The following is a 22,884-nucleotide window of genomic DNA, read 5'->3' as shown; positions in this document are numbered from 1 at the left end:
CGGAGTGCAGGGGCTGGGTCTAGGTCTGGGTCTGGGACGGCGGCCGGGACGGGCGTTCGCGCTGCGCTGCGTCGATGTCGCCGTGCAGGCGCAGCAGCCAGTCCGTGGCCTGGTCCGCTGCCGGGTCTTCGGCGCCCAGCAGCCAGTGGCGCAGGCGCTGCATGTCCAGTTGCAGGGCTTGTGCGGCGGGTGCCGTGCGGTCCGCGCCTTGCAGATCGGCGTGGAGTGTCTGCAGCTCGTCCTGGAGCTGCTGGCACTGCGCGTAGAGCGCACGCGCACCCTGCCGCACATCGCCCATCTCCGCCGCCACCGCATGCACGACCCGCCGGGCGTGCTCCTCGGCCAGGGCGCCGACATCGTGTTCGCTGGCCTCGGGGTCGACGTCGTCGCGTCCGGTGTGCTGCAGCATGGCGTCCAGTGGGGCCTGCATCTGGTCGATCTGGCGGGTGATGCGCAGCCCGGCCTGCCGCGACTGGGCCGCCAGGTGGCGCACCTCCTGCGCGACCACGGCAAAGCCGCCGCCCCGCTCGCCGGCCCTGGTCGCTTCGACGGACGCATTCAGGGCCAGCAGGTGGGTGGCGCGGCTGATGGTCTGCACCTCGCGGGCGAGCAGGCGCAACGCTCCCATGGCCTCGGTCGTGGAGCGTGCCAGCGTCAGCAGTTCGTGGCGCAGCCGGGCGGTCGATCGGCTGTGGTGGAGCAGCGCGTCGAGCACCTTGCGGTGGCGGCCCATCAGGTCGTCGGTGAGCGGGGCGGCGGCGGCGGCCGTGGCGTGCAGGTTCAGGGTCGATTGCAGCTGGTGGTCGATGGACTGCAGGCGTGTGTCCAGCTGCCGCCGATGCTGGTGGGTGTCGCGCATGGCCTTGCCGAAGAGTTCCTGCCAGCGCGACACCACCGGCTCCACGAGTCGGGCTGCCGCCTTGTCGCTGCGGCGGCTGGGTCTGCCACCGGCGGGCCGCGCCGCGGAGCCGGCCCTGCCCGCGAGCCAGCCGCCCAGCAATCCCAGCGCCAGCACCACGGGCATCAGCCCGATCCAGCCGCCGGCCTGCAGCGCGGCGGCGCCGGCGAGTGCGGCCGCGGCAAAGGCCAGCCCCCCATGGAGGCGCCCGGCAACGGCCGGATCGTCCAGCGTCGGAGCCATCTGCGGGGGCGTCGGTGAAGGGGGCGGCATGCGGGTTCTCGGCACTGGGTGAAGTCCGAGGCGTGCGCAGGTGGTGCGCAAACGCCATGAAGTGGTGCCGTCGAGTGTGGAGAATTCCGCCCGGTGTCCAGCCGCGGATAAGGCGGTCATGCCGCGCCTTCTTCGGCGGTCGACCGCCGGTGCGCTCCCTATCATCCCGCCAGACTTTGCAGAAAAGACACGTCCAACCGTCCTCCATGGGCGCAGCGAGAGAGGAACGGGATGCCCGCAGAACACTTGACAGGTCCGGTCGACCGCCTGAAACACACCATGTCACACGGTGTCCGGCAGTGGTGGACCGCGCGGCAGACCGTGGCCGTGGCGCTGCGTCGCACCGTGTGGGGGCACCACGGCATCTGGTCACTGGGCATCGGACTGCTGCGCAACCTGCGCATGGCCCACAAGACCGCACTGGTGGCGCTGGCGCTGTCGCTGCCCGGCGGCATGCTGGTGCACGACACCCTGGAGCTGTGGCAAGACCGGCACACGCTGCACCAGGACGCCCTGGGCAGCTTCGCCCAGTACCAGGCGCTCACGGAGCTGAACATCACCCAGGACGCGCTGTTCCTGCAGCTGCTGCGCCGGGAGCAGCAACTGCCCGCGGAGCGCCTGTCCTTGTTGCGTGCCCAGGAAGCGACCCAGTACCAGCGGCTGGTGCAGCAGCTGTCCGAGACGGCGCCGGATGCGGTCGTGCGCTCGGCGCACCGGCTGTCGGTCAGCCGCGACAGCATGCTGGCGCATCTGGACAACGATGCGTCCGCCGCCGCGCCGGGCATGCCCTCGCCACGCTGGCAAGCCGTGATCGCCTATGGGCAGGATCTGCAGGCGCTGCGCATGTCCGTGTCCAATGCCCATGCGCCCCTGCTGGACCGCGATGCCGGTGTTCGCCTGCTGCGCACGGGCCTGGCGGATCCGCAGTTCCTGCTGATGGCCAACCTGAGCCGCATCGGCCGTGTTGGGCAGCGGCTGTACACGGAAGCCGCGATCCCGAACGACGTCAAGGTCCGCGACATCGAGCGGCTGGTGGCCAAGTCCGAGCTGCTGCTCGACCAGGCGCAGCCGATGTTCGACGAGGTCCGCCGCCAGAGGCTGGTCGACTCTGAGCAAGCCGAGCACCGGATGGCGGAAATCCAGGGGTTCCTGCGCACGACCGACCGGCTGTTGCGTGTCGCTGAGGGTGGGCCGAGCAGCGAGCTGGCCCTGCGCAGCGAGATCGAGGCGACCACGTACGCGCGCAAGGCCGCAGAGGCCGTGGAGGCGAGTGCCCGCCTGCAGGCCCTCGCGCTGACCGCCATGGGCGCGCGGGTGCAGGCCGACCAGCAGCAGTACGCGGTCCATCTGGCCGGGCGTGTCAGCCTGGTGGTGCTGCTGACGGTGTTCGGGCTGTACCTGATGGTGTGCCTGCACCGCGTGATGGCGGGCGGGCTGGCCACGCTGTGCCTGCATCTGGAGCAGATTGGCCGCGGCAACCTGTCGACCCAGCCCCGCGGCTGGGGGCAGGACGAGATCGGTCTGGCCTTGAACATGGTCGGACGCTCGACAGCGGGCATGGCCCGGATATTCGCCACACTCGACCGCAGCGTGTCGGCCATGGCGCACCAGACGGCTGCACTGTCGTCCCGCCATGCGGCCCTGCGCGACAGCAGCCGCCAGAGCCGCCAGCAGATCGAGGAGGGGGCGCAGCTGGTCCGGGCCTTCGACACGGCGCTCGGGCAATGTGCCGAGCAGGCCGCCGAGGGGGCCGAGCGGGTGCGCAGCCTGCAGGTCGACGCCCGGCGCAGCCACCAGGCGGTGCTGGGCCTGGGAGAGCGCATGGCGCAACTGCAGGCCCGCAGCCGCGAGATCACCCGTGTCATCGGGCTGGTGGAGACGGCGGCCTTCCAGACCAAGCTGCTCTCGCTGAACGCCTCGGTCGAAGCGGCACGGGCGGGCAGTGCCGGACGGGGTTTTGCGGTCGTGGCGCAGGAGGTGCGGGCACTGGCACAGCGCAGCGAAGACGCGGCCCGCACCATCCGTGGCCTCGTCGACCAGTCCGTCGCCGACATCGACGACGGCCGGCAGAGGAGCGACCGTGCCAGTCGTGCCGTGGCGCACACCGCCGACAGTTGCCAGACGCTGGACCTGCACGCGGTCATGCTGTTGCAGCTGACCCGTGCGAGTCACCAGCAGTCGATGCGGGTGCGCGAGATCTTCCGTGCCGTGGTGCCCGCGACGGTCGAGCAGGACCAGCTCGTCCAGCAGCTGGCCGATACCTGCGACGCCCTTGAGCACGAGGGCGATGCCCTGCGCCTGTCGCTCGACCACATGACGCCCAGGGGCTGACATGACCTACCTCGACCACACGCTTGCCACCGATCCAGCCGGGTCACGGCTGCTTCGACCGGGCCTGCGCCTGATGCGCATCCTGCGCATGCCCGCCAAGATGGGGCTGCTGGGGGCCATGCTGGTGATTCCCCTGTTCCTGCTGCTGGCGCTGGCCATGCTGGACGCGCTGGCGGACATCGGGGTGGCGCAATCCGAGCGCGAAGGGGCGGTGCTGGCACGGCAGGTGACAGAGCTGGCCCTGCTGGTGCAGTCGCACCGCAGCCTGTCCAACCAGGTGGCTGCAGGCAATCTGGCGGTGACGGCCGCGCGCGACGCGCTGCGCGCCAGGCTGCGCCAGTCGGTGCAGCGCACCGACGAGATCCTGGCCCAGACGACGCGCTTTTCCCTGGAAGACCTCTGGCCCGCCGAACGCACCCGGCTGCTGGCGCTGGCGGATGGCCAGCATGCCGAGCGGCGCGCCGAGACCGCCGCGGCGCACGGTGTCCAGGCCGAACGCCTGCACCGCCTGCTCAAGCTGATCGGCGAGCGCTCGCAGCTCCTGTTCGATCCACGTGCCGACACCTTTTTCCTGATGGATCTGGGGGTGGAGAGGATGCTGCCCTGGCTGGACGCGATCGGCCGGCTGGATGTGCAGGGGGGAGAGCTGCTGCAGCGCGATGCGTCGGTCCGCGAGCGCACGCTCATGCTCGGCCTGGCCGACGATGCGCAGCGCACGGCCGAATCCGTGGTGCTGCAGTTGCAGGCGCTGACCCGTGCGGGTGTGGAGGTCTCCGAGAACCTGCGACCCGCCTCCGAAGCGACGGGCCGCCTGATGCGCATGACCCGCGCCAGCTTCGATGCCGAGGCCATCAGCGGAGAGGCCTCGGCCCACCACGCAGCTGGCCAGGAGGCCTTGCAGGCGCTGGCCAGGTTCAGCGATGAACTGTGGGTCCAGCTCGACCTCCGGCTAGGCGAGCGCATCGAGGCGCTGCAGCAGCGGCTGTGGTTGCAGGGCGTGGCGGTGGTCGTCGGCCTGCTCGGGGTGTTCTATCTGGGGCTGAGCTTCTATGCCAGCTTCATGTGGTCGCTGCGGCAGGTGATGGGCAGCCTGGTGGCGGTGGCCCAGGGCGATCTGTCCCGACCTGTGCGGATCGAGGGGCGGGACGAACTGGGCGCGGTCGGGGCGGCGCTGGAGCGCATGAGTGCGCGGCTGTCCTCACTGGTCGGCGAGATCCGCAGCAGCGCGGTGGGGGTGGACCAGGCGGGGGTGGCGGTGGCCGGCGACGGACAGGCCTTGTCGCAGCGCACCGACACCCAGGCCGGCAGCCTGCGGCGCACCCTGCTGACGGTGGAGATGCTCAGCCAGGCGGTCGTCAACAACACGGTCGCGGCGGACGCGCTGCAGCGGCTGACCGCACACCTGCGCGAAGACGCCGCCCTCGGTGGCACAGCCATGCACGACTCCATCCAGGCCATGCACACGCTGGAGGAGAGCGTCAACCGGGTCGCCGAAGTCAATGCGGTGATCGACGACATCGCCTTCCAGACCAATCTGCTGGCCATCAACGCCTCGATCGAGGCGGCGCGTGCGGGGGAGGCGGGCAAGGGCTTCTCGGTCGTGGCGGGCGAGATCCGGCAGCTGGCCAACCGCTGCGGAGAGGCGGCAGGCGAGGTGCGTGTCCTGATCGAGTCCACGACCGAGCAGACGGGCCACTCGCGGCGTTCCATCGAGGACGCTGGTGCCCGCCTGACCTCGGTCATGGGCGGCGTGGACGACATCTCGGCGCGGCTGGTCGGCATCACCATGGCCAGTCAGGCGCAGAACACGGCCCTGGAGCAGGTCAGCAGCAGCGTCCATGACCTGGATGTCATCACGCGGCAGAACGTGGACATGGTCGAGCAGACCTCGGTGGCAGCAGAGTCGCTGGCGACGCAGGCGGCTTCCTTGCGCACCTCGGTGGCGTCGATCAAGCTGCGGCCGGTGCTTCAGCCGACGCCGACCACCAGCATCTGAACCCGCATCTGCCCCTGCCAGGTGTCGAGCGCCAGCCGGTAGGCCAGCCGCACCCGCTCGCCCACCGGCTCGGTCTGCCCGAACCAGATCGCGTCGCGCACCTGCCCGTGCAGCCGCACGCTGAGCTTCAGGTGCCGCTCGCCCACCAGCCGCTGGCGCAGCACCTCCACCTCGTCGGCGAACAGCGGCGCCTCGAAGGCCTGGCCCCAGACCTGCTGGTCGAGCAGCCCGACCGTGGTGGCATCGAACCAGCGCGGGTCGAGCGGCCCGTCCGTGGCCAGCCGGTGGTCCAGCGTCGCGGCGTCCAGCCCTTCCTCGGCGACCGCCCTGAGTGCCTCGGCGAAGGTGCCGAAATCGTCGGCCTCGACCGTGCAGCCCGCCGCCATCGAATGCCCGCCGAAGCGCTTGAGCAGACCGGGGTGCCGCTTGGTCACCAGGTCCAGCGCGTCGCGCAGGTGAAAACCGGGGATCGACCGCCCCGAACCCTTCAGCAGCCCGTCTGAACCCGCCGCGAACACGAAGGTCGGGCGGTGCAGCCGGTCCTTCAGCCGCCCAGCGACGATGCCGACCACGCCTTCGTGGAACTCGGGATCGAACAGCACCACAGCGGCGGGCGGCTCACCCTGGGGCATCAGCGACTCCAGCAGCACCTCGGCCTGCTCGCGCATCCCGGCTTCGACCTCGCGCCGCTCGCGGTTGATGCTGTCGAGCAGGCGGGCGAGTTCGGCGGCCTGCGTCGGGTCGTCGGTGAGCAGGCAGGTGATGCCGATCGTCATGTCGGCCAGCCGCCCGGCCGCGTTCAGGCGGGGCCCGAGCGAGAAGCCGAAGTCGGTGGCGCTGGCCCGCTGCGGATCGCGCCCGGCAGCGGCGAACAGCGCGGCCACACCGGCCTGCATGCGCCCGGCGCGGATGCGCTTGAGCCCCTGCGCGACGAGGCGGCGGTTGTTGGGGTCGAGCTTGACCACGTCGGCGACCGTGCCGAGCGCGACCAGATCGAGCAGGGCGTCGAGCCGTGGCTGGTTCGCCGCGTCGAAATGCCCGCGCTGGCGCAGCTCCGCCCGCAGCGCCAGCAGCACATAGAACATCACCCCGACCCCGGCGATCGCCTTGCTCTCGAAGGGGCAGGCCGGCTGGTTCGGGTTGACGATCACGTCGGCGTCCGGCAGCGTCGGCTCGCCTTGGGCATCGACGGCGGGCAGGTGGTGGTCGGTGACCAGCACGCGGATGCCGAGTGCGTGCGCCCGGTCCACGCCAGCATGGCCGGCGATGCCGTTGTCCACCGTGACGAGCAGGGCGGGGCGGTGCACCAGCGCCAGGTCGACGATGGTGGGCGTCAGGCCGTAGCCGTGGATGGCGCGGTCCGGCACGACGTAGTGCAGCGTGCCCGGCTGCGCGCCCAGCATCGCCAGCCCGCGCAGCGCGACGGCGCAGGCGGTCGCGCCGTCGCAGTCGTAGTCGGCGACGACGACGATGTGGCCCCCCGCGTCGAGCGTGTCGGCCAGCAGGCGGGCAGCGGCGTCGGTGCCGGCCATCGCCGACGGGGGCAACAGGCGGGTCAGGCCATCGTCCAGTTCCTCCACGCTGCGGATGCCGCGGGCGGCATAGAGGCGGGCGAGCAGCGGGTGGACCCCGGCCTGCTCCAGCGCCCAGGCGGTGCGCGGCGGCACGTCGCGGATGTCGATCTGTGGGGTGCTCATGGTCAGTTCGGTCGGGGCGGCCGTGGTGGCCGGGTCAGAGGGCTTGCAGGATGGCGACGGCGCTGGCCGGACGCGAGCGGCGCAGCAGCCGGCCGAGCCAGCCCTGCGCCCGCGGCGCCCAGGTCTGCGCCACCCGCTCGCCGCACAGCGTCAGCGTGACCGGCTCGCCCGCCTCGGCGCGCCGCAGCAGCGCGGCGATCGGCCCGGCGTCCAGCGCGTGCCACGCCGCCACCCAGTCCGCCCACTCGTTGGCGAGCAGCGGCGCGCGCAGGCGCATGTCCACCTCCATGCCCGAGGCCGCTAGAGGACGGCGCGGCTGCGCCGGACCACAGCCGCTGAGCCAGAACGAGTTCACCGTGAGCTGTCGGGCGGCCTCCCGCGCCTCGTTGAGGTCGTGTTCGTGCCAGAGCATCTGCGCCTCGACCTGCAGCCGGCGCAGCTTGCGCGTCTGCGGCGCATCGCTGAGCCAGAGGTCGAGGTTGCGGCCGATGGCGCGGTCGAGCGAGGCGGTCGGCAACTCGGCCAGCGCGGGGTGGCGCACATACCAGCGCAGCGGCGCGCCCCACTGCAGCGACCAGCCTTCTGCGTCGAACGAGGGCTTCAGCAGGTCGAACAGCGTGCGCGACTCCGCCTCGGTCAGCGCGAGCGCGGCCGGGTCGACCAGCGCGATCTGGTCGCTGCCGACGTGCCAGTGGACGGGCGTGATCAGGCCCCACGGATCGCCGCTGGTGTCGCTGTCGGCGCGCAGGCCGTCTTCTGCGGCGCTGGCCGCTGCCCAGGGCCAGCGGCCGTCGCTGCCCTGCCAGCCGTGCGCTTCGGCGAGCACGCGCTCGTGCGGGGCGCTGAGGGTGTATTCGTCGTCGTCCGGGCGCGGGCTGGCGCCGCTGGCCGGTGTCAGGCGACCGAGCAGCGCATCCAGATGCGGCAGTTGCAGCGCCTTCAGCGCGGCCAGCCCGGCGGCCGAGGCGGCGCTGGCATGGGCGATCAGCAGGCCGGGGGGAGAAGGGGGGCGGGCAGGGATGTGGTCTGGCATGGCGGGCGGATTATCCGACCCCCCTCGATCCGGCGCGGGAAATGTTGGCGAAGCGGGATCGCCTCTGCGTGCGTCCCCCCGGTGCGCTGGTTTCGGGTATGCGCCGGGTTGCGTACGATTTTTTCAATTGAAGACAACAGAAGAACAGCGGTCATGCACGAAAAAAAGGTTCCCACCATGTCCTTGCCTGTCCAGGCCAGCGGCCCTGAGACCAACCTGGATCTCTTGCGCACCTTGGCCGTGCTCGCCGTCATGGTGGACCACCTGGTGCCGACCTGGCGCTACTGCGGTCTCGGTGTGCCGCAGGGTGTCATGCTGGCGACGGCCCACATCGGGCAGGCGGGCGTGCTCGCCTTTTTCGTGCACACCAGCCTGGTGCTGATGGAGTCGCTGCAGCGCCTGTCCGGCGGCCAGCCGCTGCAGCGCGGGGTGGTGCTGCGCTTTTATCTGCGGCGCTTCCTGCGCATCTACCCGCTGGCGCTGGTTTGCATCACGCTGGTGGTGGTGCTCGATCTGCCCGCCATGACCTGGCGCGACAACCCGCCGCTGACGCCGCAGGTGGTGCTGGCCAACCAGTGGCTGGTGCAGAACCTGGTGACCGGGCGCAGCGTGCTGGGGCCGCTGTGGAGCCTGCCATACGAGGTGCAGATGTACGGCGTGCTCCCGGGGCTGTACCTGATCGCCTCCCTGGCCCGAGGCCCGCGCTGGCTGTGTGCCCTGCTGGGGGCGGCGGTGCTGGGGGCGCTGGTGCTGGGGGAATACACCGGTGGTCGGCTGAACATGGCGGCCTATCTGCCGTGTTTCCTGTGCGGCGTGCTGTGTTTTGCGCTGCGACAGCGGGGATGGCGGCCACGCTGGCCCAGTGCTGGCTGGATCGTGCTGCTGGTGGTGCTGTTTGCCGGCTATGCCGTGCTGCACCTGCGCGCCGACAAGCCCTCCGCCCCGCTGGGCTGGGTGTTTTCGCTGGCGCTGGCGCTGGGGGTGCTGGTGTTCGAGGACAGCCGCCGGCCCCGCCTGGACGCCCTGACGCAGTGGATTGCCCGCTACTCGTACGGGCTGTACCTGCTCCATGTGCCGGTGCTGTGGCTGCTGTTCCACCGCTGGGGGATGCAGTCGCTGGTGGTCGGCCTGCTGGCGTATCTGCTGCTGTCCGGGCTGGCTGCAGTGGCGGCGTACCACCTGGTCGAGGCGCCGATGGTGGCGCTGGGCCAGCGGCTGACCCGGCAACCGCATGTGAAGGTGCCCGCCCTGGTGGAGGTCGGCAAGCGTGAAGTGCCGCTGCCGACGGGATCGCAAGAGCAAGTCGATGCTCGGTGGCTGGCCCACCGGCACTGAGTCCCACCCTCCGTGCAAGGGGTCAGTGCACGGCCCGTTTCACCAGTCCGTGCATGACCCGGATGAAGCCCTGCAGGTGGTGGTTGTAGATGTCGTTGTGTCCGTTGATCACGTCTTCGGAGGCTTTGACAGTCCAGAACGGGTTCCAGTCCGGTTGCCAGTTCGATTCGGCTTGCAGATGCGCTCCCGTGCAGTAGCGCTCGTCGTTGCCGTAGCTGGTGCGACCCGGAAGCGTTTTCGAGTCGACCAACCGTGTTTCACCTTTCAGCAGTGCGTCCTCCGGCATGTTCACCGGGTCCGTGGAGGATGGGGTGTTGCGGGCGAGCGAAGAGGCGTCTTTGCAAACCGACGGAATGCAATCGGGGTCTTCTGCTTTGCAGGCTGTTAGGCGGTGCGTCTGGTACCTGGCGTCGTGGCCGGGTGGCAGCAAGTTGGCTTTGTACTGCTCCGGCGAGGCCGTGCTTTCCAGCAATGTGTTCAGAAAACGTGCGGCGGGGAAAGCCTTGCCCGTGGCCCAGTCGGCTTCACCGGTGACATTGATCAGCACGGGCAGCTGGTCCGATCGGTAGGTGTTGCCGAGGCGGCGCGCGGCGGCGTGCAGCGCTTCGTAGCGGGTGCCTTCAATCGCCGGATTGACCACGATCACCAGATCGCCATACCGCGACAGGTGTGCGTCCCCTGGGCGGGTCGCGGCATGCACAAATGTCTGCGTGAGGCCTTCCATCAGGATCTGGCCCCCCATCGAATGCCCGATGGTGAGCATTCGGACAAGATTCTCCTTGGCCGGCTCTTCGGTGACGCCAGAGGGAGTGCTTCGGCGCCTGCTGCTGCTCTCTCCATCACGCCAGCGATCAAGGCGGGCAAAAAGCTCCTGAACAGACCCTCCCGCAACGCGTTTTGCAGTGGATTTCCGGTCCCAGAACGACAGCTCCTGCAAAACAGGCATGTCGATCGATCCGCCACGCCAGCCCACGTACAGGCCGACCACACGGTATTGCTCTGCCTGCGGCCGTTCGCGCTCCTGAATCGCCAGCGACTGGAGCAGTGCGCGAAATTCTCGAACGTTGCTGTCATTGGCCGCAGCATTGTGTTTCCAGCCATGGACGTACACGACAAGCGAGATCCGTCGTCCTGGCGATTGCTGCTGGAGGCGGTGCAAGGCCGACATCGTCTCGGTCAATCGATCGGTGGTTTCTCCCTCTTGCCGAGCGACCCATCCTTGTTCGTCGAATTCGGTGAACGCCAGGTCGTAGTGTGGCATCTGCTCCAGCGACCTTTGCCAGCATGCGTCTTGCGTGTCGGCGATGGGCTGGCCAGCCGCATGCCGCTCGTAAGTGGCGCGGCATTCCGACGGAGACTGCGTGTAGTGAGCCTTGCGCGTGGGCATCAAAGGTGAGCAGCCAGCCAGGCCGAGCAGGACGAAGCTCAGCATGCTGAAGGCAGAAATCCGCCTGCGCCAAGATGCTGTCGAGGAGGAAGTGGATGGGGTGAAAGTAGGTGTGTCCATGCCGCCAATGTGGAGGACCGGTCCTTTGCTGTCATCCACCCTTTGGAGGATGAACATCGCAGAACGGGTAGCATCCGCGCCCATGAACTGGCCCTACGAAGTACGCATCGGCTGGCGTTACACCCGCGCAGGACGCGCCGGAAGACGCAACGGCTTCATCTCCTTCATCAGCGGCGTGTCCATGCTGGGCATCGCGCTCGGCGTGGCGGCGCTGATCATCGTGCTCAGCGTGATGAACGGCTTCCAGAAGGAAGTCCGCGACCGCATGCTCAGCGTCATCGCCCACGTCGAGATCTTCGACACCACCGGCAATGGCCTCGACCGCTGGCAGACGCTGGCCGAGGCGGCGCAGAAGAACCCGCAGGTCGCCGCCGCCGCGCCATTTGTCGCTGCGCAGGCGCTGCTGGCCCGGGGCGAAGACATGCACGGCGTGATGGTCCGCGGCATCTCGCCCGCCGAGGAAGCGACGGTGACGCCGCTGGCCGCGCAGCTCAAGGACACCGTGCTGACCAAGCTGCAGCCTGGTTCGTGGGGCGTCGTGCTGGGCGCGCAACTGGCGCGCTCGATGGGCGTCGTCGAGGGCGACTCGGTCACGCTGGTCACGCCGAGTGGCCAGACGACACCGGCCGGCGTCGTGCCGCGTCTGAAGCAGATGACGGTGGTGGGCGTGTTCAACGCCGGTCACTATGAATACGACAGCGGTCTGGCGCTGATGCACATCGACGACGCGGCCCGGCTGTTCCGCACCGGCGGTCCGCAGGGCGTGCAGTTGCGCCTGCAGGACCAGCAGCGCGCCCGCGAGGTGTCGGCCGAGTTGACCGCCGCGCTCGGCCCGCAGGTGCTGGTGCGCGACTGGACCCGCACCAACGCCGCCTGGTACGACGCCGTGCAGATCGAGAAACGCATGATGTTCATCATCCTGACGCTGATCGTGGCGGTGGCGGCGTTCAACCTCGTCTCGACGCTGGTGATGACCGTGACCGACAAGCAGGCCGACATCGCCATCCTGCGCACGCTCGGCGCCAGCCCGCGCTCGATCATGGGCATCTTCATGGTGCAGGGCGCGGCGTCCGGCGTGATGGGCACGCTGGCCGGGCTGGCGCTGGGGCTGCTGATCGCGTTCAACGTCGGGGTGATCGTGCCGGCGCTGGAGAGCCTGTTCAACGCGAGTTTCCTGCCCAGCAGCGTCTACCTGATCTCGCGCATGCCCAGCGACCCGCAGGCCAGCGACATCGTGCCGATCGGCGTGATCTCGCTGGTGCTGGCGTTCGTCGCCACGCTGTATCCGAGCTGGCGCGCCAGCCGCGTCAAACCGGCGGAGGCTCTGCGCTATGAATGAAGCATCGGCTGTGATCCTGCAGGCCACCGGCCTGGTGCGGCGTTTCCAGGAAGGCGGGCCGCGCGGGTTGGATGTCACCGTGCTGCACGGCGTCGATCTGGCGATCCACAAAGGCGAGACGGTGGCGATCATCGGTGCATCCGGTTCGGGCAAGAGCACGCTGCTGCACCTGCTGGGCGGGCTCGACGCACCGAACGCCGGTCGCGTGACGCTGGCCGGCCGCGATCTGGCGACGATGGACGCCACCGAACAAGGCCGCTGGCGCAACCAGCACCTCGGCTTCGTCTACCAGTTCCACCACCTGCTGCCCGAGTTCACGGCGATCGACAACGTGGCGATGCCGCTCCTGATGCGCCGCCAGCCGATCGCGCAGGCGCGCGAGCGGGCGGCGCAGCAGTTGCGGCTGATGGGCCTGGGCGAGCGGCTGGAGCACCGGCCTGGCGAACTTTCCGGCGGCGAGCGCCAGCGCGTGGCGATCGCGCGGGCGCTGGTGACGGACCCGGCCTGCGTGCTGGCGGACGAGCCGACCGGCAACCTCGACCGCGAGACGGCGGGCGGTGTCTTTGCGCAGATGCTGGCGCTGGCCCGCGAGCGCGGCACGGCGTTCGTGCTGGTCACGCATGACCCGGAGCTGGCGGGGCGGTGTGACCGGATTCTGCGGATCGACAAGGGGCGGATCGTCTGATCGGTGGGGTCGGGTTGACGTAGCGCTTTCCGGGGCTCACGGACAGACCTCCCGTTCGACCGTCTGCCGCACCTGCAGCCGGCACGTCACCGGCGCGTCAAAGCGACAACGCCACGACTTTGCGGCTGGGCTGCGGTCGCAGGCGATGGCATCGGCGTTGAACACGGCCTGTTCGAGCCGGTGTATCCCGCTCTTGGCGAACGGTGCGCACAGCCGCTCGGCCTCTTCCTGCACGCGCGGCGCCATTGCCGCCGGGCCGTTGTCTGCCTGAACGGTGGCCGACAGGTAAAGCGGCAGCACTTCGTCGCGTGGCACCCAGTGCTCGACCGGTCGTGTCGTGCAGGCGGCCAGGCGCGTGCGGGCTTCGTCGGCGAACATGCCTTCCGGGAACCGGGCGAGGTAGTCGCGCAGTGCTGCGCCGTCCGCCTCGGGTTTCTGGTGGTGTCGCATCACGCCGAGCCACGCCACGTCGTCGTCCTGCCAGATCACGCGGCTCAGCCCCGTCTCGCGGCACACCGCCTTCGCCCAGCCCTGCCGACACAGCGCCGCCGGCCAGCCGAACAGGTTGTTCACCAGCCCGAGTCCCAGCATCACCAGCAGCGCCAGCGCGCCGCCGATCTTCGCGACGCGGTGCCATGCGGGCGGCGGCAGGGGTGGGGCGAGGGGTCGGTGTGGTCCATCGGTGACGATCCGTCGCACGTCCGACAGCAACCGCTGCCAGCGAACGTCGCCCGTGTCACCGCGCCAGCCGATCAGGTCGCGGGTTTGTGTTTCTCGGAGGCCAAAACCAAATGGCAGGGGGCCAGCGTCGATCACGACCGGCAGGAGCACGCCGCGCTTCTTCGCTACCTCAGCTTCTTCCAATACATAGTCCGAGTCGATCGAGAGTGTGCTCCAGCAGACGATGACGCAGCGCGCCGCCTTCAGCTCATTTTCGATCGTCTGCCGCCACGACGCACCGCCGCTCGTGTCCTCGTCCCACCAGACGCTCAGCCCCTCGGCCCGCAGTGCGTCGAGCAGCGGGCGCAGGCGGGGTTTGTCTTCGGACTTGTGGCTGATGAAAACGTCGGCGCCCATCGTCACTTCTCGGCGGCCACGATCTTCCGAAGCGCCTCCAGGAAATGCTCGTCACTCGGGGCCAGCACCCCACGATCCTGCATGGCTTGCATCTCGCGCAAGGCATCCGACCAACGCACACCGGAATCCGGGAGGCGCGCCAGCCTGACCAGCGACACCACGACATCGCGCTGCGCTTCGGCCGATGTCGGGTTCGCGGCGGCCAGTCGCCGGTCCATCTGCAGGCTCTCCTCGAAGCTGCGCCGAGCGCCGGGCAGGTCGCCGGCCGCCACCTGCACATTCCCGAGCTTGCTCAGGCTGACCGACACATCGCGCTGCGCTTGGGCCGAGGTCGGGTTCGCGGCGGCCAGTCGCCGGGCCACCTGCAGGCTGTCCTCGAAGCTGCGCCGAGCGCCGGGCAGGTCGCCTGCCGCCACCTGCACATCCCCGAGCTTGATCAGGCTGACCGACACATCGCGCTGCGCTTGGGCCGAGGTCGGGTTCGCGGCGGCCAGTCGCCGGGCCACCTGCAGGCTCTCCTCGAAGCTGCGCCGAGCGCCGGGCAGGTCGCCTGCCGCCACCTGCACATCCCCGAGCCTGTTCCGGCTGACCGACACGTCGCGCTGCGCTTGGGCCGAGGTCGGGTTCGCGGCGGCCAGTCGCCGGGCCACCTGCAGGCTCTCCTCGAAGCTGCGCCGAGCGCCGGGCAGGTCGCCTGCCGCCACCTGCACATCCCCGAGCCTGTCCAGGCTGACCGACACATCGCGCTGCGCTTCGGCCGAGGTCGGGTTCGCGGCGGCCAGTCGCCGGGCCACCTGTAGGCTCTCCTCGAAGCTGCGCCGAGCGCCGGGCAGGTCGCCGGCGGGGAGCAGCAGATCCCCCATTTCGTTCAAGGCCACCGAGCGTTCCCGGTCGGTCGCGGCGACCCGCAGCAGTTCGCGGGCGGCGTCGATGGCCTGTCCGGTCTGCCCCGCCTCATGCCGAAGTCGGCTGATATAGCCCCATGTCGCGAAGTCCCCTGCATCGCGCTCGGCCGCCGCTTCCCACTCGGCCAGCACGATCAGCGTCGTCACCCCCGGATCGCCCCGGTCTTTCATGTCCGCCGCCAGCGCCGCCTGTTCGCGGTAGCGGGCGGCGGCGCGCAGCTTGACGGCTTTCTCCCCCGCCGCTTCCTCGATGCGCGTCAGCTCCTTCAGCGTCGCGAAAGCGCCGACACGGTCGCCGTCGGCGTAGCGTTCGAGGGCTTGGCGGCGTTCGGGATTGGGCGAGTTGGCGAGTTCCGCGACCAGTCGGCGGTATTCGGCCAGCTCGCCCTTGAACACCGTGTCCCGCCGCGTCAGCTCCTCCACCAGCCGCGCCCGTTCGGCCGTCACGCCCGCGAGGTCCGCGCGCAACTGTGCCGTCTGACGCCCCCCCTCCTGCGCTTCCTTCAAGGCACGCCGCAGTGTGCGGTCCTTGCCCTCAAGCTGGTCGAGCAGTTGCTGCTCGCGCTCGTCCGCCTTCTTCTGCACCCGCGCCAGCGAGGCCGCACGGTCCAGAACAAGCCGCTGGACGAGATCGGCGGTGGCGGCGTCCTGATCGGCCGACGGGGGTGCCGTCGCCACCGTCGCCGTCGCCGCCCATGCGGACGAAACACCCCCCGGCAGCGCCAGCAGCAGGGTCAGTGCCGCCAGCGCGGCGGGCAGCGGTTTCAACAGGTTCCCGGCGTGGACTGGCCGCTGGGGCCAACGGGTGGCGGCTTGACGTTCTGGCATGGCGGTGACTCTCCCTGAGTGCGATTTGAACAAATGCGCACAGAGGAATCACCTGTGGAAAATCACCGGTCAGCATCGTGAGTCGTGCGATTTTTCACGAAACCGAACACGGTGCCTCCACTCAAAGCGCCTCCAGCTCGACATGTACCCGCTGCCCAAGCGCCGCAGCGATGTTCACCAGTGCATCGAGCGAAAACCGCGATATCCGACCCCGCAAGAGATCGTTGATGCGCGGCTGCGTCACCCCGCAGCGCCCCGCCGCTTCGGCCTGCGTCCAGCCTTTGCTGTCGATGAGTGCGGTGATCTTGTCCATCAGCTCCGAGCGCAGTCGGAGATTGGCCGCCTCCTCCGGCGTGTCTGCGATGGCGTCCCACACGCTGGTGAAGCTCTCGACCGTGGGTTGGGTGGTGTCGTTCATGTCGCGTCTCGCTCTCTCATCAATTGGTGGTAGCGGGCCTTGGCGGTGTCGATGTCCCGTTTCGAAGTGGCTTGTGTCTTCTTCTGGAAGGCGTGCAGGACATACACCGCATCCGCCAGCCGGGCCGTGTAGATGACCCGGAAAGTGCCGTGGTCATCCCACACCCGGATCTCCTCGACACCTCGACCGATCGATGGCATCGGCTTGCAGTCGTTGGGCTGCGAGCCGCGCTGCACGAGGTCCAGTTGCCGACCAGCATCTTGCCGGGCACCCATCGGAAACTCGCGCACGCATTTGAGCGAATCGCCGAGAAAACGAAGCACTTTCATGGGTGAACTATATCCGACCGGATATATTCCGCGCCACCCATGTCAATCGCTGCGCAGCGTCACCGCCTCAATCCGGCTTGATCTTCGCCCGCGCGATCACCGGCTTCCAGCGCTTCTGCTCGGCGTCGATGAACTTGGTGTAGTCGGTCGGCGTGCTGCCGACGGCGATGGCTGCCTGCGGCAGGCTGGCGGGCACGTTCAGGCCGTACCACTGCCGACTCGTTCATTCCTGACAACAGCGTCATGCACCTTTGCATGGCTGGCATGCCTGGGTGCATCTGGATCGGCTCCGTCCCCATACCCATCATGGGATGCATCTGCCAACCACGCTGGAGCCAACCATGAACACGAACCTGCATCCGACCCCCATTCCGACCTCGCGCCGCCACTTCATCCGCCTGCTGAGCGGTGGTGTGGTGCTGGCCGCCGGCGCGGCTGGGAGCGGCTGTTCTGCCTTCGAACGACCGGCCTCTGCCCGCCGCATTGGCAGCCGACTGGGCACAGACCGCACGCACGTTTGGCTTGCGCACTGGTCTGGTGACAGGTGATGGGGCCATGGCGCCCATCCGCCGCATCACGCGCGAATCCTACGAAATCGAGTGCCTGACGCCGCGAACCTGGCTCGAATCGGCGCGATTGATGCGCATTGGGCCACAGGCCATCGCAGCCAACTGCTGCGCTCAGTCAATCCGTGACCCGCACACCCTTCCAGAACGCCACCCGCCCCTTGATCTCCGCCGCCGCTTCCTTCGGGTCGGGGTAGAACCAGACGGCGTCCGGGTTGACCTCGCCGTTGACGAACAGGCTCAGGTAGCGGGCCTCGCCTTTCCACGAGCACATGGTGCGGTGGTTGCTCGACAGCACGCAGTCCTGGCGCAGTGAGGCGGCCGGGAAATAGTGGTTGCCTTCGATGACGACGGTGTCGTCGCTTTCGGCCACGGTGGTGCCGTTCCAGATGGCTTTCATGGGGGTGTTCTCGCGGGATGGTGGAGGCTGGCGTTATACCGCTGATGCGGCGCAAGGTCGGTGTGGTGGCTTCTGGCGCAAGATGGGGCCGACTCCCCGAAAGGCCTTGCCGATGACCATCGCCACCCCCCTCCCCGATCTCGGTCTGCTGCGCACCCCGACGCGCTACCTGTTCTTCACCGGCAAGGGCGGCGTGGGCAAGACCTCGCTGTCCACGGCCAGTGCGCTGGCGCTGGCGGACACGGGGCGGCGGGTGCTGCTGGTGAGCACCGACGCCGCGTCCAACCTCGACGAGATGCTGGGCATCCCCTTGCGCAACACGCCGGTGCCGGTGCCCGGCGCGCCAGGGCTGTCGGTGCTCAACATCGACCCGCAGGCGGCGGCCGAGGCCTACCGCGCCCGCGTGATCGGCCAGATGGGCGCCGAGGCCGACGACACCGAACGCGCCACCGTGCGCGAACAGCTCTCGGGCGCCTGCACCACCGAGATCGCCGCCTTCGACGAGTTCACCGCGCTGCTGGCGGGTGGCGCCGAGGGCTTTGACCACGTCGTCTTCGACACCGCGCCGACCGGCCACACGCTGCGCCTGCTCAGCCTGCCGAAGGCGTGGACCGGTTTCCTGGCCGGCAACGACCGCGGCGCGTCCTGCCTCGGGCCGCACTCGGGGCTGAAGATGCAGGAGCTGCGCTTCCGGCAGGCGCTGCAGACGCTGGGCGACGCGGCGCTGACCACGGTGGTGCTGGTCACGCGGGCCGAGACCGGCGCCATCGCCGAGGCAGCGCGCACGTCGGTGGAGCTGGCCGAACTCGGGCTCGGGCACCAGCGGCTGGCGATCAACGGTGTGTTCCACGCCAGCCGGCGCGACGACCCGGTGGCGCTCGCCGTCGAGGCGCAGGGCGCGCAGGCGCTGGCGGCGATGCCGGCGGTGCTGCGGGCGCTGCCGAGTGACCAGGTGCTGCTCCGGCCGTTCGACACGGTGGGACTGCCGGCGCTGCGGGCCTTGCTGCGGCCCGGTGTGGCAGGGCCGGCGCCTGCGTTGGCCGCAGCGGGGCAGGGCGAAGCGACCTGGCACCCGCTGGCCGATCTGGTCGATGACCTCGCGGCGCCCGGCCGCGGCCTGATCCTGGTGATGGGCAAGGGCGGTGTCGGCAAGACGACCATCGCCGCCGCGCTCGCCGTGGCGCTGGTGCAGCGCGGCCACACCGTCCACCTGAGCACCACCGACCCGGCCGCCCACTTGGCCTCGACGCTGGACGGGCAGCTCGACGGCCTGCGCGTGGACCGCATCGATCCGCAGGCCGAGACGCAGCGCTACACCGACAAGATCCTGGCGGCACGGGGCAAGGATCTGGATGCGGCCGGGCTCGCCCTGCTGCGCGAGGATCTGAAGTCGCCCTGCACCGAGGAGGTCGCCGTGTTCCACGCCTTTTCGCGCGTGGTGGGCGAGGCGCGCAGCGCATTTGTCGTGCTCGACACGGCACCGACCGGGCATTCGCTGCTGCTGATGGACGCCACCGGCGCCTACCACCGCCAGATGGTGCGGGAGTTCGATGGCACCGCCGCCGCCGGCCGCATGGTCACGCCGCTGATGCGACTGCAGGATGCGTCGTACACGCACGTCGTGCTGGTCACGCTGCCGGAATCGACGCCCGTGTCACAGGCGGCGGCGCTGCAGGACGACCTGCGCCGCGCCCGCATCGAGCCAGCGGCCTGGGTGCTCAACCGCAGCCTGCTGGCCTCGGGGACCACCGATCCGCTGCTGGCCGGGCGTCTGGCCGGCGAGCGGCGGCAGGCGGCGCGCATCGCCGACGGGCTGTCGACGCGGCTGACCTGCGCCGTGCCGTGGCAGGCGGTGGCGCCGGTCGGGGTCGAGGCGCTGGCCGCGCTGACGGAGCGGTCACCGCAGCCATGAAAAAAGCCCCGCCAGGGCGGGGCTTCGGGTCATGCGCAGTCGGCAGGACGGGGTTCAGCTCACTTCATGAGCTTGAACACCCACACCGAGCCGCCTTGCTCCAGGTAGTTGACCTTCTTGGCCACGTCGCCACCCCACAGCGGCACGGCGCCGCCCCAGCCGGAGGCAACCGCGACATACTGCTCGCCGCCTTCACTCCAGGTGACCGGCGGTGCCACGACGCCGGAGCCGGTCTGGAACTTCCAGACGATCTTGCCGGTCTTGGCGTCCGCGGCCTGCAGGTAGCCTTCCGGCGTGCCCCAGAACACCAGGTTGCCGCCGGTGGTCAGCACACCACCCCACAGCGGGGCGTTGTTCGTCGCTTCCCAGACGATCTTGCCGGTCTTCGGGTCGATGGCGCGCAGGGCACCGATGGGGCCGTCGCCCAGCGTCTTGATCGTGAAGCCGGCGCCCAGGTAGGCAGCACCCTTCTTGTAGCTGATCGGCTCGTTCCAGATTTCCATGCCCCATTCATTGGCCGGGACGTAGAACAGCTTGGTGTCTGGGCTGTAGGCCATCGGCATCTGGTTCTTGCCGCCCAGGAAGGACGGGGCAGCGAAGGTCGAGGTGCCCTTCTTGCCATCGGCGCCGAGCGTCGGATCACCGGGACGGTTTTCCGGCACGAAGTTCGGGCGGCCCGTCTTCAGGTCGATGCCGGTGGCCCAGGTGATCTTCTTGACGAAGGGGAAGGCGTTGACCAGCTTGCCGGTGCGGGCATCGTTCACATAGAAGAAGCCGTTGCGGTCGGCCTTGCCGCCGAGGATCTGGCCACCTTCGTCATAGGTGATGAACTCGTTGACGCCGTCAAAGTCCCAGCCGTCGTTCGGCGTGTTCTGGTAGTGCCACTTGATCTGGCCGGTCTTCACGTCGATGGCGACGGTCGAGGTCGAGAACAGGTTGTCGCCCTTGCGCAGGTGGCTGTTCCACGGCGCCGGGTTGCCGGTGCCGAAGTAGGCCAGGCCGGTGCGCTTGTCGTAGGTGCCACCCAGCCAGGGCGCGGCGCCACCCGTCTTCCACAGGTCGCCCGGCCAGGTCTTGCCCTGCTCGCCGGAGATGCCGATCTCGGTCTTGTTGCCGTCCTTGTCGAACTTGTAGCCCATGTGGCCTTCGACCACCGGGCGGGACCAGACCATGCGGCCCGTCTTCGGGTCGCGCGCTTCGACGCGGCCGACGACGCCGAACTCGCCACCCGACAGGCCGGTCATCAGCAGCCCTTCGGCGATCAGCGGTGCGGCGGAGGCCGAGTAGCCGTCGGCGTAGTTGTCGATCTTTTCCTTCCAGACCACTTCGCCGGTGTCCTGGTTCAGGGCCACCAGTTGCGCGTCCAGCGTGGCGAAGATGACGAGGTTGTCATACAGGGCGGCGCCGCGGTTGATCACGTCGCAGCAGGGCATGATGCCGTCGGGCAGGCGGTGCTCGTACTTCCACAGCTTCTTGCCGCTCTTGGCGTCGAGCGCGAAGATCCGCGAATACGACGCCGTCACGAACATCTTGCCGTTGTGGATCACCGGCTGCGACTCCTGGCCGCGCTGCTTCTCGCCGCCGAAGGAGAAGCTCCACACCGGCACCAGCTTGTTGATGCTGGAGGGGTTGATCTGCTTCAGGGGGGAGTAACGCTGGCCCTGGGTGCCGATGCCCCAGCTCAGCACGTCACCGGTGGACTTGGCGTCGTTGTCGATCATCTGGTCGGTCACGGTGGCGTTGGCCATGGACGCCAGGCCGGCGCATACCAGCAAGCTCAACAGTTTCTTCTGCATGGTTGGTCTCCTCAGTGAGGTGGATGTCACAACGGCTGGAACAGATGCCGTTCGGGAACTAATCCCGGGCAACAACTGTGCCACCTCGTCTGTGCTAGGAAACCTTGGGGATCCTACTAGCTGCAGACCCCTCACACCCCCCTTGGAGGCCGTGCAGCGAGCGCTTCGATCAGGGTATCTCCCCGTGCGGTGTACCAGGAGCGAACACTCGCCGTCGGCAGTGCGCCATGCAGGGGGTGGGTGTGTTCAGACCAGCCCGTCGAACAGCCACACCTCCACGGCGTCCCCCGCGGCCACCGAGGTCTGCCCGTGGCCGAGCACGACCAGCGCGTTCGCCTCGCTCATGCTGCGCAGCACGCCCGCGCCCTGCGTGCCGGTCAGGCGCACTTCCCACTGACCATCCGCCGCCTGGCTGACGATGGCGCGCTGGAATTCGCTGCGGCCGGGGCGCTTGCGGATGGCGGTGGTGCAGCGCGCGCGCAGCGTCGGCAGCGGCGACGGCCGTGCGCCCGCCAGCTGCAGCAGCCCGTCGCGGGCGAAGGCGTAGAACGTCACCAGCGCCGCCACCGGGTTGCCCGGCAGCGCGAACAGCCAGGCCGGTGTGCGTCCCTCGCCGCGGTGCAGCGGGCCGAACGCAAATGGCCGCCCCGGGCGCATCGCCACCTTCCAGAACGCCACGTCGCCGCGGCTGGCCAGCAGGTCCTTGGTGTAGTCCGCGTCACCCATGCTGACCCCGCCGCTGGTGAGGACCACGTCCGCCCGCGCGATCGCCTCGTCGAGCGTGGCGGCCAGCGCCGCCGGGTCATCGCGCACGAGACCGAGGTCGATGATCTCCATGTCCAGCCGGGCCAGCGCGCCCATCAGGCTGTAGCGGTTGCTGTCGTAGACGCAGCCGGCGTCCAGCGGCTGGCCGAGCGTGCGCAGCTCGTTGCCGGTCGAGAACAGCGCCACGCGCAGCCGGCGCCGCACGGTGACCTCGCCGATGCCCAGCGACGCGATCAGGCCGAGGTCGGCGGGGCGCAGGCGCTGGCCGGCGGTGAGCGCGGGGTGGCCGGCGCGCAAGTCTTCGCCCTGCAGGCGGCGGTTGTCGCCGGGGCGGAGGGTGCCGGGGCGGATCTGCACGGTGCCGTCAGCGGTCTGGCAAAGCTCCTGCGGGACGACGGTGTCCAGCCCGGTGGGCATCACGGCGCCCGTCATGATCCGCACGCACTCGCCGGCGGCGAGCGCCAGGTCCGGCACGTCGCCGGCGTGGACCGTCCCGACGATGGCCAGCACGGTGTCGGCGTCGGTGCGCAGGTCGCTGCCGCACAGCGCGTAGCCGTCCATCGCCGAGTTGTCGTGCGCGGGCACGCTGATGGGCGAGACGATGTCCGCGCCGAGGACGCGGCCGAGTGCGGCGATCAGCGGCAGGGTTTCGGTGTCCGTGATCGGCTGCAGCGCGGCGGCGATGGCGGCGCGGGCGGCGTCGACGCTGAGCTGGTCGTCGCCAGAAGAGAGGGGGGAGGGGCCGAGTTCCGACATGGTGGGCAGGGTCCGTCTGTTCAGGGAATGCAGGGAAT

Annotated in this window: 19 protein-coding genes; 7 read left to right on the top strand and 12 right to left on the bottom strand. The window is 69.5% G+C overall.

The window, feature by feature from the left end; translation table 11 throughout:
• Positions 1-19: 19 nt before the first annotated feature.
• The gene (locus U5O44_RS07735) at positions 20-1,171 is read right to left on the bottom strand and encodes a methyl-accepting chemotaxis protein (RefSeq protein WP_322587861.1); all 1,152 of its coding nucleotides are present in this window, start codon (positions 1,169-1,171) and stop codon (positions 20-22) included.
• A 279-nt stretch (positions 1,172-1,450) separates the two neighbouring features.
• Here U5O44_RS07735 and U5O44_RS07730 point away from each other — a divergent pair, with 279 nt between their 5' ends.
• Both U5O44_RS07730 and U5O44_RS07725 read left to right on the top strand, forming a co-directional pair.
• The gene (locus U5O44_RS07730) at positions 1,451-3,502 is read left to right on the top strand and encodes a methyl-accepting chemotaxis protein (RefSeq protein WP_322587860.1); all 2,052 of its coding nucleotides are present in this window, start codon (positions 1,451-1,453) and stop codon (positions 3,500-3,502) included.
• A gap of 1 nt (position 3,503) precedes the next feature.
• Positions 3,504-5,498 (top strand): methyl-accepting chemotaxis protein, encoded by a 1,995-nt coding sequence (locus U5O44_RS07725; RefSeq protein ID WP_322587859.1) that lies wholly within the window; start codon positions 3,504-3,506, stop codon positions 5,496-5,498.
• On the opposite strand, the gene recJ is transcribed toward U5O44_RS07725, so the two are convergent.
• Together recJ and U5O44_RS07715 are read right to left on the bottom strand one after the other, a co-directional pair.
• Positions 5,471-7,195, bottom strand: coding sequence for a single-stranded-DNA-specific exonuclease RecJ (recJ, locus tag U5O44_RS07720; protein WP_322587858.1), 1,725 nt, complete (start codon positions 7,193-7,195; stop codon positions 5,471-5,473). The genes U5O44_RS07725 and recJ overlap by 28 nt on opposite strands.
• Before the next feature lie 34 nt (positions 7,196-7,229).
• Positions 7,230-8,228, bottom strand: a complete 999-nt coding sequence (locus U5O44_RS07715) for a hypothetical protein (protein ID WP_322587857.1) — start codon at positions 8,226-8,228, stop codon at positions 7,230-7,232.
• A gap of 177 nt (positions 8,229-8,405) precedes the next feature.
• Here U5O44_RS07715 and U5O44_RS07710 point away from each other — a divergent pair, with 177 nt between their 5' ends.
• Entirely contained in the window at positions 8,406-9,563 is a 1,158-nt protein-coding gene (locus tag U5O44_RS07710) for an acyltransferase family protein (RefSeq protein ID WP_322587856.1), read from the top strand.
• A 22-nt stretch (positions 9,564-9,585) separates the two neighbouring features.
• Here the strand turns inward: U5O44_RS07710 and U5O44_RS07705 are convergent, their stop codons facing one another.
• Positions 9,586-10,995, bottom strand: coding sequence for a hypothetical protein (locus U5O44_RS07705; RefSeq protein WP_322587855.1), 1,410 nt, complete (start codon positions 10,993-10,995; stop codon positions 9,586-9,588).
• Positions 10,996-11,152: 157 nt separating this feature from the next.
• On the opposite strand from U5O44_RS07705, the gene U5O44_RS07700 reads away from it, so the two are divergent.
• Positions 11,153-12,409, top strand: a complete 1,257-nt coding sequence (locus U5O44_RS07700) for a lipoprotein-releasing ABC transporter permease subunit (protein WP_322587854.1) — start codon at positions 11,153-11,155, stop codon at positions 12,407-12,409.
• Complete coding sequence (locus tag U5O44_RS07695) at positions 12,402-13,094, top strand: ABC transporter ATP-binding protein (protein ID WP_322587853.1); 693 nt, start codon at positions 12,402-12,404, stop codon at positions 13,092-13,094. Before U5O44_RS07700 ends, U5O44_RS07695 begins: the two co-directional genes overlap by 8 nt.
• Positions 13,095-13,130: 36 nt before the next feature.
• Here the strand turns inward: U5O44_RS07695 and U5O44_RS07690 are convergent, their stop codons facing one another.
• The 5 genes from U5O44_RS07690 to U5O44_RS07670 all read right to left on the bottom strand — a co-directional run bounded on the left by U5O44_RS07690 (position 13,131) and on the right by U5O44_RS07670 (position 16,847).
• The gene (locus tag U5O44_RS07690; protein WP_322587852.1) at positions 13,131-14,171 is read right to left on the bottom strand and encodes a toll/interleukin-1 receptor domain-containing protein; all 1,041 of its coding nucleotides are present in this window, start codon (positions 14,169-14,171) and stop codon (positions 13,131-13,133) included.
• Between the two features lie 2 nt (positions 14,172-14,173).
• Positions 14,174-15,904: a hypothetical protein gene (locus U5O44_RS07685; protein ID WP_322587851.1), complete on the bottom strand. Its 1,731-nt coding sequence runs from the start codon at positions 15,902-15,904 to the stop codon at positions 14,174-14,176.
• Positions 15,905-16,025: 121 nt separating this feature from the next.
• Positions 16,026-16,322 carry a helix-turn-helix domain-containing protein gene (locus tag U5O44_RS07680; protein ID WP_322587850.1) on the bottom strand — a complete coding sequence of 99 codons (297 nt, stop codon included), beginning with the start codon at positions 16,320-16,322 and terminating at the stop codon, positions 16,026-16,028.
• On the bottom strand, positions 16,319-16,651 hold the full coding sequence (locus U5O44_RS07675) for a type II toxin-antitoxin system RelE/ParE family toxin (protein WP_322587849.1): 333 nt from the start codon (positions 16,649-16,651) through the stop codon (positions 16,319-16,321). The genes U5O44_RS07680 and U5O44_RS07675 overlap by 4 nt, the downstream gene beginning before the upstream one ends.
• A 67-nt stretch (positions 16,652-16,718) precedes the next feature.
• Positions 16,719-16,847, bottom strand: a complete 129-nt coding sequence (locus tag U5O44_RS07670) for a hypothetical protein (protein WP_416222140.1) — start codon at positions 16,845-16,847, stop codon at positions 16,719-16,721.
• A 145-nt stretch (positions 16,848-16,992) separates the two neighbouring features.
• Here U5O44_RS07670 and U5O44_RS07665 point away from each other — a divergent pair, with 145 nt between their 5' ends.
• Entirely contained in the window at positions 16,993-17,199 is a 207-nt protein-coding gene (locus tag U5O44_RS07665) for a hypothetical protein (RefSeq protein ID WP_322587848.1), read from the top strand.
• Between the two features lie 136 nt (positions 17,200-17,335).
• On the opposite strand, the gene U5O44_RS07660 is transcribed toward U5O44_RS07665, so the two are convergent.
• Positions 17,336-17,617: a DUF427 domain-containing protein gene (locus tag U5O44_RS07660; RefSeq protein WP_322587847.1), complete on the bottom strand. Its 282-nt coding sequence runs from the start codon at positions 17,615-17,617 to the stop codon at positions 17,336-17,338.
• A gap of 112 nt (positions 17,618-17,729) precedes the next feature.
• Here U5O44_RS07660 and arsA point away from each other — a divergent pair, with 112 nt between their 5' ends.
• The gene (gene arsA, locus U5O44_RS07655) at positions 17,730-19,529 is read left to right on the top strand and encodes an arsenical pump-driving ATPase (protein ID WP_322587846.1); all 1,800 of its coding nucleotides are present in this window, start codon (positions 17,730-17,732) and stop codon (positions 19,527-19,529) included.
• A gap of 59 nt (positions 19,530-19,588) precedes the next feature.
• Here the strand turns inward: arsA and U5O44_RS07650 are convergent, their stop codons facing one another.
• A complete protein-coding gene (locus tag U5O44_RS07650) occupies positions 19,589-21,325 on the bottom strand; it encodes a PQQ-dependent methanol/ethanol family dehydrogenase (protein ID WP_322587845.1) in 1,737 nt (578 codons plus the stop codon).
• A gap of 246 nt (positions 21,326-21,571) precedes the next feature.
• Positions 21,572-22,846, bottom strand: coding sequence for a molybdopterin molybdotransferase MoeA (gene moeA / locus U5O44_RS07645; protein WP_322587844.1), 1,275 nt, complete (start codon positions 22,844-22,846; stop codon positions 21,572-21,574).
• Positions 22,847-22,884 lie beyond the last annotated feature (38 nt).

The sequence above is a fragment of the Sphaerotilus sp. genome (assembly GCF_034519685.1).
Taxonomy (GTDB): domain Bacteria; phylum Pseudomonadota; class Gammaproteobacteria; order Burkholderiales; family Burkholderiaceae_C; genus Sphaerotilus.
This window is presented reverse-complemented; position numbering and strand designations above follow the sequence as displayed.

Excerpts from the sequence above, each read along its gene's own strand:
- U5O44_RS07700 (WP_322587854.1), top strand. The coding sequence starts at position 11,153 with ATGAACTGGCCCTACGAAGTACGCATCGGCTGGCGTTACACCCGCGCA.
- U5O44_RS07735 (WP_322587861.1), bottom strand. The coding sequence starts at position 1,171 with ATGCCGCCCCCTTCACCGACGCCCCCGCAGATGGCTCCGACGCTGGAC.
- U5O44_RS07715 (WP_322587857.1), bottom strand. The coding sequence starts at position 8,228 with ATGCCAGACCACATCCCTGCCCGCCCCCCTTCTCCCCCCGGCCTGCTG.
- U5O44_RS07730 (WP_322587860.1), top strand. The coding sequence starts at position 1,451 with ATGTCACACGGTGTCCGGCAGTGGTGGACCGCGCGGCAGACCGTGGCC.
- U5O44_RS07690 (WP_322587852.1), bottom strand. The coding sequence starts at position 14,171 with ATGGGCGCCGACGTTTTCATCAGCCACAAGTCCGAAGACAAACCCCGC.
- U5O44_RS07705 (WP_322587855.1), bottom strand. The coding sequence starts at position 10,995 with ATGCTGAGCTTCGTCCTGCTCGGCCTGGCTGGCTGCTCACCTTTGATG.
- U5O44_RS07660 (WP_322587847.1), bottom strand. The coding sequence starts at position 17,617 with ATGAAAGCCATCTGGAACGGCACCACCGTGGCCGAAAGCGACGACACC.
- moeA (WP_322587844.1), bottom strand. The coding sequence starts at position 22,846 with ATGTCGGAACTCGGCCCCTCCCCCCTCTCTTCTGGCGACGACCAGCTC.
- recJ (WP_322587858.1), bottom strand. The coding sequence starts at position 7,195 with ATGAGCACCCCACAGATCGACATCCGCGACGTGCCGCCGCGCACCGCC.
- U5O44_RS07710 (WP_322587856.1), top strand. The coding sequence starts at position 8,406 with ATGTCCTTGCCTGTCCAGGCCAGCGGCCCTGAGACCAACCTGGATCTC.
- U5O44_RS07665 (WP_322587848.1), top strand. The coding sequence starts at position 16,993 with ATGAACACGAACCTGCATCCGACCCCCATTCCGACCTCGCGCCGCCAC.
- U5O44_RS07725 (WP_322587859.1), top strand. The coding sequence starts at position 3,504 with ATGACCTACCTCGACCACACGCTTGCCACCGATCCAGCCGGGTCACGG.
- U5O44_RS07685 (WP_322587851.1), bottom strand. The coding sequence starts at position 15,904 with ATGCCAGAACGTCAAGCCGCCACCCGTTGGCCCCAGCGGCCAGTCCAC.
- U5O44_RS07695 (WP_322587853.1), top strand. The coding sequence starts at position 12,402 with ATGAATGAAGCATCGGCTGTGATCCTGCAGGCCACCGGCCTGGTGCGG.
- U5O44_RS07650 (WP_322587845.1), bottom strand. The coding sequence starts at position 21,325 with ATGCAGAAGAAACTGTTGAGCTTGCTGGTATGCGCCGGCCTGGCGTCC.
- U5O44_RS07675 (WP_322587849.1), bottom strand. The coding sequence starts at position 16,651 with ATGAAAGTGCTTCGTTTTCTCGGCGATTCGCTCAAATGCGTGCGCGAG.
- arsA (WP_322587846.1), top strand. The coding sequence starts at position 17,730 with ATGACCATCGCCACCCCCCTCCCCGATCTCGGTCTGCTGCGCACCCCG.
- U5O44_RS07680 (WP_322587850.1), bottom strand. The coding sequence starts at position 16,322 with ATGAACGACACCACCCAACCCACGGTCGAGAGCTTCACCAGCGTGTGG.